This window comes from Pseudoalteromonas sp. C8 (genome assembly GCF_011378685.1).
GTDB classification, from domain to species: domain Bacteria; phylum Pseudomonadota; class Gammaproteobacteria; order Enterobacterales; family Alteromonadaceae; genus Pseudoalteromonas; species Pseudoalteromonas arctica.
The window spans coordinates 23,813-39,497 of record NZ_WTKT01000006.1 but is presented as its reverse complement, the minus strand read 5'-3'; the positions used below and the strand labels follow the sequence as shown (position 1 = coordinate 39,497).

The following is a 15,685-nucleotide window of genomic DNA, read 5'->3' as shown; positions in this document are numbered from 1 at the left end:
CCAAGGTCTGCTTTTTTTGAGTACTCGATAAATTAAAGCTAGTTAAAAACCACTTTATCGCTGCCAGGAGCGGCTTTAAACTCGATGATAATTTTAGCGCAATCGGCTTTAACTTCATCTTTAAGTGTTTCTTCAGCTTGCCAGCGAGCTTTATCTAGCTTAAAAATTTCTTTTTTAGCATATTTTTTACGTGCATCGTGTGTCGGCATTTCTTTAACTACCTGGTACATTTTATAAATGCCAGGATATTGTGTCGTTAAATCACGCTCGCTCTCAAAGCCATATTGAGACATAAGTACCCAAATACGTAAACAGCCTTCAGAAAACTCACACTGCTCTTCATTCATTGCACGCGCAATTAAATGAATACTATCGGCTAGTTTGGCATTTCGCTTTAAACGCGACTTCTCAAGCTTTTGCTTTTGTTCAGCCTGCGTTTTAGCAATTAACTTTTTTTGCGCATTTAACTTATACAGCAACTGACCCGCATAAAATGCCAGACCAACTATTATAGCAGCGCCTAAAAGTAAGGCTAAAATTACCGCGGTACTCATTATTTATCCTTACTATTTGTCGTCTTCATCTAACCATTCGTTGGCTAAATCGTCAGATAAGTATTGATCGAAATCAGAATTGCCTTTGCTTTCAATATCATCTTCAAGGTCATCTTCAAATTCGTCTTCATCCTCGTCTTCAATACCAAGAATTTCACATAACGCCTGATGGCGAGCAATACGGCTATTAAAGTACTTAGCATCTTTACCAGTTAGCATTTCACCTTCTTCATGACGCTCTACTAGTTTAAGTAAACGCTCGTCATTCTCAAGTGCTTCTAGCTCTTGTTCAGGTGTAAATTCAGGCTCGATTACCTTTTTCAGCTCAATAGTTGGCTTTAAGTTGCGTTTCATTTCAACTTTAGGCTCAGGCGCAGTTGCAATTAATGGTACCGGCTTTTTACTGCCTACACGCTTATCTTTCGGCGCGTGACCAGCATTATGGCTTTCGCTATCTAGTAAATCTGGCGCGTTACGAGAACCTGGCTTAGCACCTTTGGTTTTTTTAACTCGCTGCTCTTTTAATGCGCGCATTTCTTTAAGCTTATCTTGGCTTAAACGAACAGGTCCGTTTGCTGGGCTTTTGCGTGACTTTTTAGTTCTACTCATATCTTGATCATCTCACTTAAGAGGTTTTGAGCGAAGCGCAAATTAATGGGCATCGCAGTGCTGGCCTAGCCAGAAGAATTCAGTTTGCGCTTAGAGGTTGGGTCTCTCATTTAAAAGCGCCTTAGCTAATTAATCGCCAATTTAAAACGGTGGGTATTGTAACAGGACAAATAAAAAGGCGGTAGAGAAAACATCTCTACCGCCTGCTAATCTGAGCGCCATTATCTGGACACTTCTCCCTTCGACTTTTTTTAGTCTTTATTATTTTTATTATTATCAGTCCGTATTGTTATTATTTTTACGTTCCTTGTTACATTCCATTTTGTTTTTATTATTAAACTTCCATGAGTTTTTTATTATTTTCGGTCATCCTGACACTTTTTTATTATTTCCTTTAGTAGCACTAATCTTATGCTATGTAGTCATGCCGCGTTACTTTCCTTGATAGTTATTTCCGTTTTGTTATTGTTGTTTTGCGACAGTGGTTAATTTACTCGTTAATGATTTTGTTACAACTGGCTTATATAACTTTTATTATATTTATTACATTGAGATATAAAAATAAACATAAATTACAATAAGTTAATCAATAATCAAAAATAAAAAGAAGACTTTTCTTACAACCAGACATGGTCAATGTCTTACATTAAAACGGACGATATCGTTAATTTTTGACACAAAAAAAGCAGCCTAGGCTGCTTTTTTTAACACATTGTAGTTTATTTATTATTAACTGCTAAATAAATACGACTTTAGTGTAAGCCACCTAAATACTGAGAAAGTACTTCGATGTCTTTATCTGTTAATTTTTTTGCAATATCGCCCATCATGCCATTTAAGTCATTATGACGAGTACCATCACGGAATTTTTCAAGTTGAGCCTTGATATATCCTGGATGCTGAAAAGAAATTTTTGGAAACTTAGCAAGTGACGAGCCATTACCACGTGGGCCATGACATGCTGCACATGATGGAATTCCACGTTCTGCATCGCCTGCTTTAAAAAGCATCTCGCCAACTTCAACAACATCTTTAGGTGTAGCACCTTCAGTCATGTTCATTGAAGAAAAATAAGCAGCTAGATCTTTCATGTCTTGCTCGCTAAGTGGCATAGCCATAGCGCTCATTACTGGATCCATACGCCCTTCTTTGCCGCCTGACGTCATACCTAATTTTAAATCCTGAAGTTGCTTGAGGATATAATCTGGATGTTGACCTGCAATTTTAGGGTAAATATTAACCGGCGCATTACCGTCTGGGCCGTGACAAGCCGCACACGTTGCTGATTTTTCTTTACCTGCGTTTACATCGCCATCAAATGCTGTTGCGTTGCTTGCTGACAACGCACCAAGCAATATTGTTAAAGATAGTGCTATTTTTTTCATGGTGAATTCTCTGTTTCCGACCCTGTATCATCTACAATCGTGATGTTGTAATACATATATTCTACACGATAATAAATTCTCTGGCACGTTTTCTACACATATTAAGCTTATAATTTACAGGGTTTTGACTTAGATTAAGCTTTAACATGTTTTAAATGTACCATAGGTGCTGTTTTTAGGTGGTTAAATACGCTTTTTAATACATCCTTTATAGTATAAAATACGCGCCCTGAGTGAATTTGGTTTACTCAACGTTATTTATTTAAGTTTTAGGAGAGCCTGTGCTCAAATCTCGTATCAAATATAATACTGCGTCTTTCGTAACAAGCGCTCCCGACATTACTAAATTACCTGCTGATACGGGAATTGAAGTTGCGTTTGCCGGTCGTTCCAACGCAGGTAAGTCGAGTGCATTAAATGCATTAACCGATCAGAAGCTAGCACGTACAAGTAAAACACCTGGACGTACTCAGCTAATCAATACATTCGATTTAGCTGATGTTGACGATATGCGCCTTATCGATTTACCAGGCTATGGTTTTGCTAAAGTACCAATCGAAATGAAAAAGAAATGGCAAAAATCGCTAGGCGAATACCTACAAAAGCGTCAAAGCTTAAAAGGTATTGTTATTTTAATGGATATTCGTCATCCATTAAAAGATTTAGACCGCGATTTAATTAATTGGGCTATTGGTAGTGAGATTCCAGTATTGGCACTATTAACTAAAGCCGATAAATTAAAGCAAGGCCCTCGTAAATCACAAGTACTGCAAGTTCGTCGTGAATTAAGCACGCTTGATGGGGATATTACAGTTCATGCATTTTCATCATTAAAAGGCACGGGTTTACCAGAAGTAGCTAAAAAACTAGATGAATGGTTTTTAGGTCCTGTTATTGCTGTACCACCTACCGATGAAACAATCACAGACGAAACAAACCCAGAGGCTTAAACGCTGGCGTTACGATAAATAAAACTGCTTTCCTGCAGATTTAATAAAATAGCCGAGCTTATCAGACTCGGCTTTTTCAGCCCACTGATAATATACGCTTCGCGCAACACGCGCACTACAGCCATAAGGTAGCTTTAGATAAGGCACTTTTGACCCTTTATAGTCTTTTATAACTAAAGGCTGCTGAGCGCTCACCAACCACTGCCTAGCTAAATTATCAATACAGCACAACACCTGCCCTTGCACTGTATTTTCAAAACGCCAATCAACAATAATAAACGGCGCATCATCAACCGTTATTGTTATTTTTTCGACAGGTGTTTTTAAATAAAATTGCTCACCTTCTTTACATAGAACAGAAGCAAACAGCTTCACCATGGCTGGGCGTGTTATTTCGCTGCCATCGTAAAACCATTTCCCCTCATGATTAATGACAATTGGCAGTTCACCACAATGATTAGGCTGCCAACTATCAAAAGGTTTGCTTGGCTCGCTTAATTGCTTGCTAAGCTCACTTAAAGAAATCACTGTTTTTTAAGTGTAATTGCAAATGTAACAGGCACTGCTGTTGCAATTGAAGGTAAGCCCGCTAGCTCTTGCAGCTTTTTAACGCCTTCGGTTACACCAAAATCATCACTATTAATAATAATAGGTGTTAATGATGATACCGTTAAATCACCACTTTGCGTGCTGTTAACGAGTACATCAATTGCCAATGGCTTTTTATTACCGTGAAAATCAAGCTCAGCTTTAATACCCTTCAATACATATTGACCAGGCTTTTTAATATTGCTCAGTTCTTTAGTTAAATTTGCAGTTAAAACAGCATTGGGGAATTTAGCGGCTTCGAATAAAAATGTCGTTAAACGCTCATTACGAATAGGAATTAGAGTTTCGGCTGATGTTAAATCAACATTAACGCTAAACTCGCCTTTATCAGAAAGCATACCTTCAAGGTTGGTAAAATGGTGAGCTTCAGCAATCGAATCTTTTTTAATTGAAACAAAGCTTAATTGGCTTTTATCATTCACTAGCTGCCAATTGGCCTGAGCAACATTAGAAATAACTAAACTTGATAAAGAAAAACCTGCAATAGCTAATGCTTTAAACATAACGCACTCCTTAGTAATAAAATGAAAAGAATAAAAATAATATCACTTCGATGGTATCACCTGCGATGTACCCAAACCACCTCGAAATGACGAATGAATAATACAATTGGTATAGCGCAATAAAGAATTAATTAGATAGGATTTTCAGGCGTAAAACAAAAAACGGCCCACCAAACAAGTTGGTAGGCCGGTATAGCAAACTGGGGAGAAGCTATCAATTTGTTGCACCCTTTCAGATGCATCATCAACAGGATGTCCTACAGGATAGGACAGGCGGGACTTTAACAAAAGCACGCATTAAAATACAATCATATTCCTGTAAAACAGCTCGAATTGACGAACATATAACTATTTAATACAAATAGTTGCTTAAATTAACCTTATTTTAACTAAAGCTTGCATATACCTGATTGAATCACTGTTATTCGCCATTTTTATTAAACATAAAAAAAGCGCCAAAAGGCGCTTTAATTAAAATGCTCAAATTACATTAATGGGCTTGTTCCCAGTTGTCACCTTCATCAGCTTCAACTATAAGTGGTACATCTAGCGCAGCAGCTTGCGACATCAGTTCACAGATGTGTTTTGTGTATTGTGGTGCGCAGTCTGTTTTGATTTCAAATACTAATTCATCGTGCACTTGCATAAGCAGCTTAATTGTATTTGGCGCTTGTTCGTGTACCCAGCGGTTAACGCTCAGCATTGCCTTTTTAATAATATCGGCGGCAGTACCTTGCATTGGTGCGTTTATAGCAGCACGTTCGGCTCCTTTTCTGCGCGCCCCATTACGTGCGTTTATTTCTGGTAAATGTAGGCGACGACCAAATATTGTTTCAACGTAGCCATTTTCAGCTGCTTTTTCGCGTGTTGTTTCCATGTACTCTAATACACCTGGAAAACGCTCAAAGTATTTATCTATGTAATGCTGCGCTTCGTGGCGTGGCACATCTAGCTGACGTGCTAAACCAAATGCCGACATACCGTAAATTAAGCCAAAGTTTACTGCTTTCGCCTTACGGCGCATATCGGTAGTTACATCATCAAGCTCTACACCAAATACTTCAGCGGCAGTTGCACTATGTACATCTAAGCCGTTAGCAAATGCATTTAATAGACCTTTGTCTTGTGAAAGATGCGCCATAATACGCAGCTCAATTTGACTGTAATCGGCAGCAACAATTTTATAACCATCTGCGGCTATAAACGCTTCACGAATACGACGTCCTTCTTCTGAACGAATAGGAATATTTTGTAAATTAGGATCAGTTGAACTCAAGCGCCCCGTAGCCGTAATTGCCTGATGATAAGACGTATGTACACGCTGGGTTTTCTCATTCACCATTAATGGTAATTTATCGGTATACGTTGATTTAAGCTTTGATAAACCACGATGCTCTATAATTACTTTAGGTAGCGGATAATCATGAGCAAGTTCTTGCAGTACTTCTTCTGCGGTAGAAGGTGCACCTTTAGGCGTTTTTTTAATAATAGGCAGCCCAAGCTTTTCAAACAACAGTACTTGTAGCTGTTTTGGAGAACTTAAGTTAAATGGTTCGCCTGCTATTTCAAACGCTTCTTTTTCAAGCTCAATTAAACGCTCGCCTAAACGTTGGCTGTGCGCTGCAAGCATATTGCTATCTATCGCAACACCGGTGCGTTCAATATCAGAAATCACACTAATAAGTGGCATTTCTATATCTTCAAATACCGATTTTAGCTTTTCATCAGCTGCTATTTTTGGCCAAAGCACTTCGTGTAAACGCAAAGTAATATCGGCATCTTCAGCGGCGTAAGGCGCTGCTTTTTCAAGTTCAATTTGGTTAAAGGTAAGTTGCTTTTTACCTTTGCCAGCAATATCTTCAAAGCTAATATTTTTATGACCTAGGTATTTAAGTGCTAGCGAGTCCATATCGTGACGCGTGCCTACACTATTAAATACATACGACTCAAGCATAGTGTCAAACTTAATACCATTTAGCGCAAAACCTGCATTCGCTAATACGCTTTTGTCATATTTAAGATTTTGCCCTACTTTAGCTTTGTTTTCATCTGCCAAAATGGGACCTAGCTTTTGCATTACAAATTCAAGGCTTAATTGCTCAGGCGCACCTGGGTAGTCATGCGCTACCGGTAAATACACAGCTTCACCCGCTTTTACGGCAAAGCTCATACCCACCAATTGCGCTTTCATGTAATCAAGGCTGGTTGTTTCAGTATCAAATGCAAATAACTCAGCACTATTTAATTGCTCTATTAGCGTATCAAATTGCACTTGCGTTAAAATAGTTTCGTAATGAGCATCTTCTACTTTTGGTAATTCAGTAGCTTCGGTAGGTACAGCTAAATGTGTTTCAGCATCTTTAGGATTATCAAGTAACTCTGCTAACCAACGACGGAATTCGCACTCACCATATAATGCAATTAATTCGTCTTTGTTAGGTTCTTGAAGTTTGAATGTATCAAGGTCAGATTCTACTTCAACATCGCACTTAATTGTCGCAAGTTCGTAGCTTAAAGGCAGATGGTCAAGGGCAATTGCTAACTTTTCACCTATTTTACCTTTAATCTCACTGGCGTGATCCATTACACCTTGTAAAGAGCCATATTTTTCTAACCACTTAACGGCTGTTTTAGGACCACAACCTTCAACACCCGGAATATTATCGACCTTATCGCCCATTAATGCTAAGTAATCAATAATAAGTTCAGGGCCTACACCAAACTTTTCAACCACGGTAACGGGATCTGAAATACTGTCGGTCATCGTGTTTATTAGCGTAACGTGTTCATTAACAAGCTGTGCCATGTCTTTATCGCCAGTAGAGACGAGTACATGTCGTTTTTGCTCTGACGCTATACGTGCAAATGTACCAATAACATCATCAGCTTCAACGCCTTCAATACTAATTAGCGGAAAGCCCATCGCTTTAATAATACTGTGTATTGGTGCTATTTGAGTGCGTAAGTCATCCGGCATAGGCGGACGATTTGCCTTATACTCGCTATACATATCGTTACGGAACGTTTTACCTTTAGCATCAAATATAACCACCATATGTGAGGGATCGTATTGTCTGATCAAGCTTTTAAGCATGTTGATCACGCCATAAATAGCGCCCGTAGCTTCACCTTTAGAATTAGTTAAATGCGGCGGAGAATGATAAGCACGAAATAAATATGACGAGCCATCAACTAAAATAAGTGGGTTTTCGGGGATCTGAGCCATGGTGAATTTGGATCCTAAATGCAAAAAATTAAGGTAATTATAAGCATGCCATAAGGTAGTAAATAAAACGACAGTGAATTACTGCTTATCGTGTTATTAAAACTATAGCAAGCTGTGGATAAGTGTGTAGATAACAGCCACGAGCTATTCTTCCAAAGCATTATAAAATGCCTAGAAAATACTTTAACTGTATGTTTTAATTTAAAAAAGATAATACGAGGTTCTTTTTTTATTATTTTAAACCAATGTGGAAAAAGGTTTTCTAACGACTGCTTGTGTTGTTATTCACTTTGATTATTCGCGTCCATTTAAATAACCGGAGGAGTATTCTAGCACAATGGATCGAAGATCATAGCGATCCTTTATAATTTTTTTAAAGGCAAAGTGATCGCAAATGGCATAAACCGCAATACAACTTGCATAGAGAATGATTTTTGTACTAAAAATTTATTTTCGCGAGAAATTTTGAGCATGTTAGACTTCATCCGATCGACTTATAAAAAAGACTTTAGGGGCACAAAAGCATGAAAAACGTAGCGGTAATATTAGCAGGGTCTGGTGTGTACGATGGTAGTGAAATTAATGAAGCAATTTTAACTTTATTACATATAGCCAAAAATGGCGCAACGTATCAGTGTTTTGCACCGGATATTGAACAACTTCATACCATTAACCATTTAACGGGCGAAGTAATGCCTGATAAGCGTAATGTATTAACAGAAGCGGCTCGTATTGCACGGGGTGACATTAAATCGCTGCTTGAACTAGACGCAACTCAGTTTGACGCATTAATTGTACCTGGCGGTTTTGGCGCTGCAAAAAACTTATGTGACTTTGCAATTAAAGGCGCAAAAGCAAATATTAATGAAGACGTACTTAATGCTTGTAAATCATTTGCAAAAGAAAATAAGCCTGCTGGTTATATGTGTATTGCACCCGCTTTGATCCCATTTATTTACGATAACGCTGTACTTACGATTGGTAACGATGCAGAGACAGCACAAGCGCTAAGCACATTAGGCGCTAAACATATAAATTGTGCAGTAGATGATGTTGTTATTGATCAGCCAAATAAGCTAGTTACAACCCCAGCTTATATGCTTGCGCAATCAATTATTGAAGCCGATGCAGGGATCGAAAAACTAGTTAGTAGCGTATTATCAATAAATTGATCTTAGGATCTAAAAAGTTAATTGTATGACTGTTTGCAATTATTAAATTGCTTAACAAAAAACAGTAAATAATTAAATTTTATTGCGTTAACGCAAAAAGTAGTCAGTTTTATTAATAAAAACGCCTCTTAGCATTTTATAAATTGGCTCAGAGAGTTATAATCGGTTTAATTTCCGTCATCTTTAATCGTGATTGATCACGTTCAAATCGAAGTGAGCAAGGCAAAATGAAAAAATTAACAGCTGCAGCATTATTAATGCTAGCAACCACTGCATACGCACAGCCATATGATAACTCTATGACTGAAGATGCAATTAAAGCACGTCTCGCGCCGGTTGGTGCTGTATACCTTGAAGGCGATAAAGCTGCTGTAGCAGCGGCGCCTACAGGCCCTCGTTCTGGTGAGCAAGTGTATCAAGGTGCATGTTTTGCATGTCACGGTACTGGTGCACTAGGCGCGCCTAAATCGCCTGACGATTGGGCTCCACGTATAGCTAAAGGTAAAGACACTTTACTTGAGCATGCACTAAATGGCTTTAATGCGATGCCTCCAAAAGGCACCTGTATGGATTGTTCTGATGATGAGATAAGCGCTGCCATCGACTTCATGACATCTAAGTAAATACAGCTGAAATACACAAAAAAGGTTTACTTCGGTAAGCCTTTTTTAATACCTAAAATAGTGTTTCTAGCCAGTATGATAGTACGAATATCAACTTGACGATAAGCGCTAAAAGTGAAAGTATAAGGCTAATAACTATACAATAAAAATAGCCGGTTAGATCATTGGAAGATAAACTCTCAGTATCGAGTAAATTGGCGTATCAAAATAAACGTCTAAAAACATTACTCAATAAATACAAACAATCACATCACTTACAAAATGCGCTGATACAATTATCAGAGCAAGCAAGTACTGTTGCCGAGCTAACCCTACTTTATCCCGCTATCCACGACATTTTACAAAAATATGTGCCGAGTAAAAGTTTTTATGTGGTGCTATTAAATCAATACAGTCAATCGTTAGAACTTTCTTACTTTTCAGATGAAAAAGATGGTATTGCCGTCGCCCTTAACCAATCAAATAGCTTTGATGAAGGCGCCACTGGTTATGTATTTAAACAGGGTAAAACCACATGTTTTACCAAGCAGCAAATGCAAAATGCCGCAGCAGAAGGCTTATTTAAAGCATTAGGCACTCCAGCAGAGCATTGGGTAGGTGTTCCGGTTTACCAAGAACATAATATTATCGGTGTTTTAGCAGCGCAAAGTTACGATACAAAACAAGGCTATAGCTCACAACAAATACAATTACTTGAGTTTATGTCGCTTTATTTAGCAACTGCAATAGAGCGTGTAAAAAAACGAGAGCTCCTTGAGTCAGAAGTTAAAATTCGTACCCGTGCACTCACTCAAAGTAACGACGCGTTAAACCTTGAAATAGAACAACGCAAACGCGCACTTCAACGCCAACAAATTCTGTTTAAAATATCTGAAATAGCAACGCAAGCTAAAAACCTTGATGATGCTTACTTTAAGATACATGAAATAATAAAAACAATTACCTACGCAGAGAACTTATATATTGCACTTTACGATAAAGAGTCTGGCTGGATAAGCTTCCCTTATTGTGTAGATGAATTTAAAGAAAACACACAACCAAGACGCTTTGCTAAAGGTTATAGTGAACTGGTAATAAGCACTGAAGAAACGCAACTTATACACCCGTGTAGAGCAAAAGAATTAATAGAAAGCGGTGTAGTACAAAGAGCTAAGCCTGTACAAAAAGAGCAAATGGCCACTAGTTGGTTAGGCGCTCCACTTAAAACAGCTCAAGGTGTTATCGGCCTTATTGTTTGCCAAGCTTACGATAACAAACATATTTTCAGCCGGGATGATTGCGAGTTAATTACCTTTGTATCTCATCAAATTGCAGCGGTTTTACAAACAAAGCTCACCAATCAAGCGATTGCAAAAAGCCATCAAGAACTCGAATTTAGAGTAAACGAAAAAACCAAAGAACTGCGTCAAACAAATCTGCACTTACAAATGCAAATAGATGAGCGTAAAAAAATAGAGCAGCAGCTTTATCACGACGCACATCACGACTCTCTTACTAGCTTACCTAATCGCAGCCTCTTTTTAACTCAGCTTGAAAAAACACTACAACATTATCAGCGCTTTCCTGAACATAATTTTGCTGTTTTATTTATTGATTTAGATAAGTTTAAAGACATTAACGACCAACTTGGTCACCATGCTGGCGATCAGTTTTTAATTAACGTTAGTGAGTTATTTGCCCAGTGTATACGCGAACATGATTTACTAGCACGCTTAGGTGGCGATGAGTTTGTTATTTTATTAACGCACTTAACTGAGCCTCAACAAGCAGAAGATGTTGCTAATCGTATTATCGATTTAATGAAAAAGCCTTTTTTCCTTAAAGGCGAATCACTTCAAAGTGGTGCTAGTATAGGAATAACCTACTCAAAGAAAAGCTATACGCATACGGATGAAATTATTCGTGATGCCGATGCTGCAATGTATCACGCTAAAAACTCCGGAAAAAACCGCTACGAGCTATTTCATCCGCTATTAACGCAATCAATACCTGCGCAGGCACTAAAAGCACAACATCACCTTGATATATTACCTATGAGTTTTAGAAGCTCAGAAATAATTACGCTTGATGAGCAACATCAGTCTGAGTCTTTATTTGAAGCATTTGGTGAACACCCAATACTTGGCTTTACTAGCTTTGATATTTTGAAAAAGTTTGCATCAGATAAAGAACAGCACCTCGAGATAGAGTTACAGTTATTACAACGCGCTTATGCACAAGCAATTACCGCAAATGTAACTATGGCGCTGGTTCCTTGCTCTGGTTTACTACTCGAGGAGCACGAATTTGTTTTATTTACAGATACGCTAAATAAACAACAAGGACATAGCCAGCTCTGTTTGCTATTTGATGAGCAAGAAATTCGTCACGCAAGCGCAACACAAATAGAAAACCTCAAAAAGCTATCACAACTTGGTTATTCAATTGGTTTAAACAATTTCGCTAAAGATCGATGCGAACTTAATTTACTAACCGATATTAATTTTGACTATCTGCTACTTAGCTCGACCTTTAGTAAACGTGTTTTACAACAAGAAAGTTACGATTTTCAGCTACAGGGCGTGCTTGCAATTACAAAGCTCAAAGCAATGAAAGTCATTGCTAAAGGCCCATCAATACTTAATTTTAGAGCTTTACTAGACAAGCACGGTTTGGCATTTTTTGTGGGAAAACAACACGCTCTAGTGTGTTCTGAGTTACCTGAAATACAAGCAACCCAGTCTTTATAAAATTAGCCTGAGGTATTACTCAGGCTTTTTAAACATTGCACGAAGGTTAGCGACTCTTGCTTGGCCTTTTTCCATTCGCTCTGCTTGCGTATTTGGCGCCTTTTTATTTTCAAACGCGAGATCGTCCTGCGGTAACTCTTGTACAAATCGGCTTAACTCAGTTTGTGAGGTTTCACCAAATTGACGACGTATTTTTGCATAAGTAAGTGTTAACTCCTGCTGTGCACGAGTAATACCAACATAAGCTAAGCGGCGTTCTTCATCTACGTTATCTTCATCAATACTTACCTGATGCGGAAGTAAACCCTCTTCCATACCCACCATAAATACGTACGGGTACTCTAAGCCCTTTGATGCATGTAGTGTTGATAAGTGCACTGCATCGGTTTCATCTTCTTCTTCGTTACGCTCAAGCATATCGCGAAGGGTTAGCTTGCTAACAACCTCGGCTAATGTCATTGGTTCGTTGTCGGCATCACCGGTCAACATATCTGTTATCCAACGATACAGCTCTGATACGTTTTTCATACGCATTTCAGCCGCTTTTGCACTCGGTGAGGACTCGTACAAATATGCCTCGTAATTAATATTACGCACTAAGTCTTTAACAGCTTCGAGCGTATCACCGCGTACTGCGTTATCAGATAGCTCAACAACCCAGCGTGCAAATCCAGCAAGCGCATTAAAACCACGCCCTTTTAGTCTGTAGCCTAAATCGTTATCAAAACAGGTAGCAAATAAGCTCGCGTGTTTTTCGTTAGCAAGCGTACCAAGCTTTTCAAGTGTAACCGTGCCTATTTCGCGTCGCGGTGTATTTACGATACGTAAAAATGCATTGTCATCATCTTGATTAACTAGCAAACGTAAATACGCCATAATATCTTTAATTTCTGAGCGAGCGAAAAACGACATACCGCCACTAATTTTATAAGGGATACGGTTACTCATTAAAGATTTTTCAAAGCCACGTGCTTGATGATTACCACGATATAAAATCGCGTAATCTTTATAGCTGGTACGCTTCATAAACTTATGTGAAATTATTTCAGCAACCACACGCTCAGATTCATGCTCTTCATCGCGGCACCCTATTACTTTAATCGGCTCACCATAACCTAGTTCACTAAATAACTTTTTCTCTATCTCATGTGGGTTATTCGCAATTAAAATGTTAGCCGCTTTTAGTATTCGCCCTGCACTTCGATAGTTTTGCTCAAGTTTTATAAGTCTAAGCCCTGGGTAGTCTTTACCTAATAACACTAAGTTTTGCGGGCGAGCACCACGCCATGAGTAAATTGATTGATCGTCATCACCTACAACAGTAAAACGGGCACGCTCGCCTACTAGCAATTTAACAAGTTGATATTGGCTTGTATTGGTATCTTGATACTCATCCACCAGCAAGTATTTAAAGCGTTGCTGCCAGCGCTCACGAGATGTGGCGTTATTAGTAAGTAACAAAGTAGGGATCATAATTAAATCATCAAAATCCAGTGCGTTATAAGCACGTAGCTGATTTTGGTAGCGAGCATACAGCTGTGCAAACAATGCCTTTTGCGCATCACGCGCTTCGCGTATTGCTTGCTCTGGCAGTACTAATTCGTTTTTCCAACTACCAATTTCCATTTTAAGTAGTTTGAGTAAGTCCTTGTCTTTTTTTAGCTCATCTTCGGTGAGTTCACTAAGAAGCTGATTGGTATCTTGATCATCAAATAACGAAAAGCCGGGTTTAAACCCTAATGTGCTTAACTCTTTTTTTATTATTTCTAAACCGAGTGTATGAAACGTCGATACCCACAAACCTTTGGCGTCTTGTTTACCAAGTGTTTGCAGTACTCGTTCACGCATTTCTTTGGCTGCTTTATTGGTAAAAGTAACAGCGGCTATATTTCGCGCTTTGTACTCACATTTTTTCACTAAATAAGCGATTTTATTCGTAATAACACGGGTTTTACCAGAGCCTGCGCCTGCGAGTACTAAGCATGGACCACTAATATATTTTACGGCTTCATCTTGTTTAGGATTGAGTTTCATAACGACCAAAGAAATTTAAAAGACGCGCAATTTTAACGTAACCATTACTGCGAGCATAGCAATTGCCTTAATTAATTAAGGTAAAGATGATCATGTGTTAAATACCGTGGGTATAAGGTAATATTAGTTATTATTATTTTAGGCCGCATCGAAGGGACAAATATGATCAACCCAGCAAAACTTGAAGAAATTGCTAAGCAAATTACTAGCAATATGCCACAAGGTGTAAAAAACCTAGCAGAGACACTCGAAGGTAAAACAAAGCAAGTTTTACAAAACAAGCTTGCTGAGATGGATTTTGTGAGCCGTGAAGAATTTGATGTGCAAAGCCAAGTACTTATTCGTACTCGCGAAAAGTTAACTGAGCTTGAAGCTAAAGTTGCATTACTTGAGCAACAACTTAGCACTAAAACTGACGCTGAATAATTATACCAATTGCATTAAATTAGTGATCTATTATAGCGATAAGAAAATAGCTCAATAACAAGGCTAAAATTATGATACATAGTTGTTCTATATAAATAATTTTTAACGTAGTTAGTGAGTTATTTAATACGCTAGAATGATCATTTTTTTAATAAAATTGGTATTAATTTAATGTACAAAAAAGGCAGCTTAGGCTGCCTTTTGCGTTTTACTAAGTTTATTCAAATAGCTCATCTAGCACATAATAAAATAACTTAGCCTGTTGCTCTAAACTCACACTCAGCATTTTTTGCGCAACTTGCTCGCCAGTTATTGGTTTGTAACGCTTTAAAAACGGCAGTCGTGTAATAACAGGAAAAATAATACTGCCTATCTTTTCTGCCACTCTAAATTGCTCACGATCACCTAATAATAAAGACGGTTGTAAAATACTTATTTTACCAAAAGGGAGTGCTTTAATATGTTGCTCAAGCTCACCCTTCATTTTCAAATAAGCACTATTACTGTGCGTGTTCGCCCCGCTTGATGACACTAAGCAGTAATGCGTAACACCATTACATGCCGCTAACTGCGCCGCTATAAACTGATAATCAAAATCTACTTTACGCTGAGCTTGTGTAGAGCCCGCCCGTTTACGGGTTGTGCCCAAACACGAAAACAATACGTCACCTTTAAAAAGCTCAACGTATTGAGTTAATTTTTCAAAATCAATAACGTGATTAACTAGCTTTGCGTGTGTAATAGGCAAAGCCCGACGACTTAACGTAACCACTTTGGTATAACGATCGCTCTTAAGTAGCTTATGTAGCAACTCATTACCGACCAAACCTGTAGCACCTATTAATATCGCCGTTTTAGTCATAAA

13 protein-coding genes are annotated in these 15,685 nt (G+C 38.3%); 5 read left to right on the top strand and 8 right to left on the bottom strand.

Going from position 1 to position 15,685, the window contains the following annotated elements; genetic code table 11:
• Positions 1 to 38: 38 nt before the first annotated feature.
• From GQR39_RS07475 to GQR39_RS07465, 3 genes are all read right to left on the bottom strand, one after another.
• The gene (locus GQR39_RS07475; RefSeq protein ID WP_010553820.1) at positions 39 to 554 is read right to left on the bottom strand and encodes a DUF2489 domain-containing protein; all 516 of its coding nucleotides are present in this window, start codon (positions 552 to 554) and stop codon (positions 39 to 41) included.
• A 12-nt stretch (positions 555 to 566) separates the two neighbouring features.
• A complete protein-coding gene (gene yihI, locus GQR39_RS07470) occupies positions 567 to 1,163 on the bottom strand; it encodes a Der GTPase-activating protein YihI (protein ID WP_007582074.1) in 597 nt (198 codons plus the stop codon).
• A gap of 752 nt (positions 1,164 to 1,915) precedes the next feature.
• Positions 1,916 to 2,548: a c-type cytochrome gene (locus tag GQR39_RS07465; RefSeq protein WP_007582080.1), complete on the bottom strand. Its 633-nt coding sequence runs from the start codon at positions 2,546 to 2,548 to the stop codon at positions 1,916 to 1,918.
• A 281-nt stretch (positions 2,549 to 2,829) separates the two neighbouring features.
• On the opposite strand from GQR39_RS07465, the gene yihA reads away from it, so the two are divergent.
• The gene (gene yihA, locus GQR39_RS07460; RefSeq protein WP_007377272.1) at positions 2,830 to 3,498 is read left to right on the top strand and encodes a ribosome biogenesis GTP-binding protein YihA/YsxC; all 669 of its coding nucleotides are present in this window, start codon (positions 2,830 to 2,832) and stop codon (positions 3,496 to 3,498) included.
• A 9-nt stretch (positions 3,499 to 3,507) separates the two neighbouring features.
• Here yihA and GQR39_RS07455 read toward each other — a convergent pair whose 3' ends face one another.
• The 3 genes from GQR39_RS07455 to polA all read right to left on the bottom strand — a co-directional run bounded on the left by GQR39_RS07455 (position 3,508) and on the right by polA (position 7,836).
• A complete protein-coding gene (locus GQR39_RS07455; RefSeq protein ID WP_010553821.1) occupies positions 3,508 to 4,026 on the bottom strand; it encodes a DUF1285 domain-containing protein in 519 nt (172 codons plus the stop codon).
• Positions 4,023 to 4,610, bottom strand: coding sequence for a YceI family protein (locus GQR39_RS07450; RefSeq protein WP_007582084.1), 588 nt, complete (start codon positions 4,608 to 4,610; stop codon positions 4,023 to 4,025). The genes GQR39_RS07455 and GQR39_RS07450 overlap by 4 nt, the downstream gene beginning before the upstream one ends.
• A 490-nt stretch (positions 4,611 to 5,100) precedes the next feature.
• Complete coding sequence (gene polA / locus GQR39_RS07445; protein ID WP_165735254.1) at positions 5,101 to 7,836, bottom strand: DNA polymerase I; 2,736 nt, start codon at positions 7,834 to 7,836, stop codon at positions 5,101 to 5,103.
• Between the two features lie 524 nt (positions 7,837 to 8,360).
• On the opposite strand from polA, the gene elbB reads away from it, so the two are divergent.
• The 3 genes from elbB (at position 8,361) to GQR39_RS07430 (ending at position 12,360) form a co-directional block, all read left to right on the top strand.
• A complete protein-coding gene (gene elbB, locus GQR39_RS07440) occupies positions 8,361 to 9,008 on the top strand; it encodes an isoprenoid biosynthesis glyoxalase ElbB (protein ID WP_165721243.1) in 648 nt (215 codons plus the stop codon).
• A 227-nt stretch (positions 9,009 to 9,235) separates the two neighbouring features.
• Positions 9,236 to 9,631 (top strand): cytochrome c5 family protein, encoded by a 396-nt coding sequence (locus GQR39_RS07435; protein ID WP_007582093.1) that lies wholly within the window; start codon positions 9,236 to 9,238, stop codon positions 9,629 to 9,631.
• Between the two features lie 164 nt (positions 9,632 to 9,795).
• Complete coding sequence (locus tag GQR39_RS07430; protein ID WP_007582095.1) at positions 9,796 to 12,360, top strand: diguanylate cyclase; 2,565 nt, start codon at positions 9,796 to 9,798, stop codon at positions 12,358 to 12,360.
• Positions 12,361 to 12,375: 15 nt separating this feature from the next.
• Here GQR39_RS07430 and rep read toward each other — a convergent pair whose 3' ends face one another.
• Complete coding sequence (gene rep / locus GQR39_RS07425; RefSeq protein ID WP_007582097.1) at positions 12,376 to 14,394, bottom strand: DNA helicase Rep; 2,019 nt, start codon at positions 14,392 to 14,394, stop codon at positions 12,376 to 12,378.
• Positions 14,395 to 14,556: 162 nt separating this feature from the next.
• On the opposite strand from rep, the gene GQR39_RS07420 reads away from it, so the two are divergent.
• Positions 14,557 to 14,820 carry an accessory factor UbiK family protein gene (locus GQR39_RS07420; RefSeq protein WP_007582099.1) on the top strand — a complete coding sequence of 88 codons (264 nt, stop codon included), beginning with the start codon at positions 14,557 to 14,559 and terminating at the stop codon, positions 14,818 to 14,820.
• 217 nt (positions 14,821 to 15,037) lie between these two features.
• On the opposite strand, the gene GQR39_RS07415 is transcribed toward GQR39_RS07420, so the two are convergent.
• Positions 15,038 to 15,682 carry an NAD(P)H-binding protein gene (locus tag GQR39_RS07415; protein WP_165735253.1) on the bottom strand — a complete coding sequence of 215 codons (645 nt, stop codon included), beginning with the start codon at positions 15,680 to 15,682 and terminating at the stop codon, positions 15,038 to 15,040.
• Positions 15,683 to 15,685: the final 3 nt, after the last annotated feature.

Bases quoted from the DNA above. Each gene is read 5' to 3' on its own strand.
- GQR39_RS07475 (WP_010553820.1), bottom strand. From the start codon at position 554: ATGAGTACCGCGGTAATTTTAGCCTTACTTTTAGGCGCTGCTATAATA.
- yihI (WP_007582074.1), bottom strand. From the start codon at position 1,163: ATGAGTAGAACTAAAAAGTCACGCAAAAGCCCAGCAAACGGACCTGTT.
- GQR39_RS07465 (WP_007582080.1), bottom strand. From the start codon at position 2,548: ATGAAAAAAATAGCACTATCTTTAACAATATTGCTTGGTGCGTTGTCA.
- GQR39_RS07450 (WP_007582084.1), bottom strand. From the start codon at position 4,610: ATGTTTAAAGCATTAGCTATTGCAGGTTTTTCTTTATCAAGTTTAGTT.
- polA (WP_165735254.1), bottom strand. From the start codon at position 7,836: ATGGCTCAGATCCCCGAAAACCCACTTATTTTAGTTGATGGCTCGTCA.
- elbB (WP_165721243.1), top strand. From the start codon at position 8,361: ATGAAAAACGTAGCGGTAATATTAGCAGGGTCTGGTGTGTACGATGGT.
- GQR39_RS07435 (WP_007582093.1), top strand. From the start codon at position 9,236: ATGAAAAAATTAACAGCTGCAGCATTATTAATGCTAGCAACCACTGCA.
- rep (WP_007582097.1), bottom strand. From the start codon at position 14,394: ATGAAACTCAATCCTAAACAAGATGAAGCCGTAAAATATATTAGTGGT.
- GQR39_RS07420 (WP_007582099.1), top strand. From the start codon at position 14,557: ATGATCAACCCAGCAAAACTTGAAGAAATTGCTAAGCAAATTACTAGC.
- GQR39_RS07415 (WP_165735253.1), bottom strand. From the start codon at position 15,682: ATGACTAAAACGGCGATATTAATAGGTGCTACAGGTTTGGTCGGTAAT.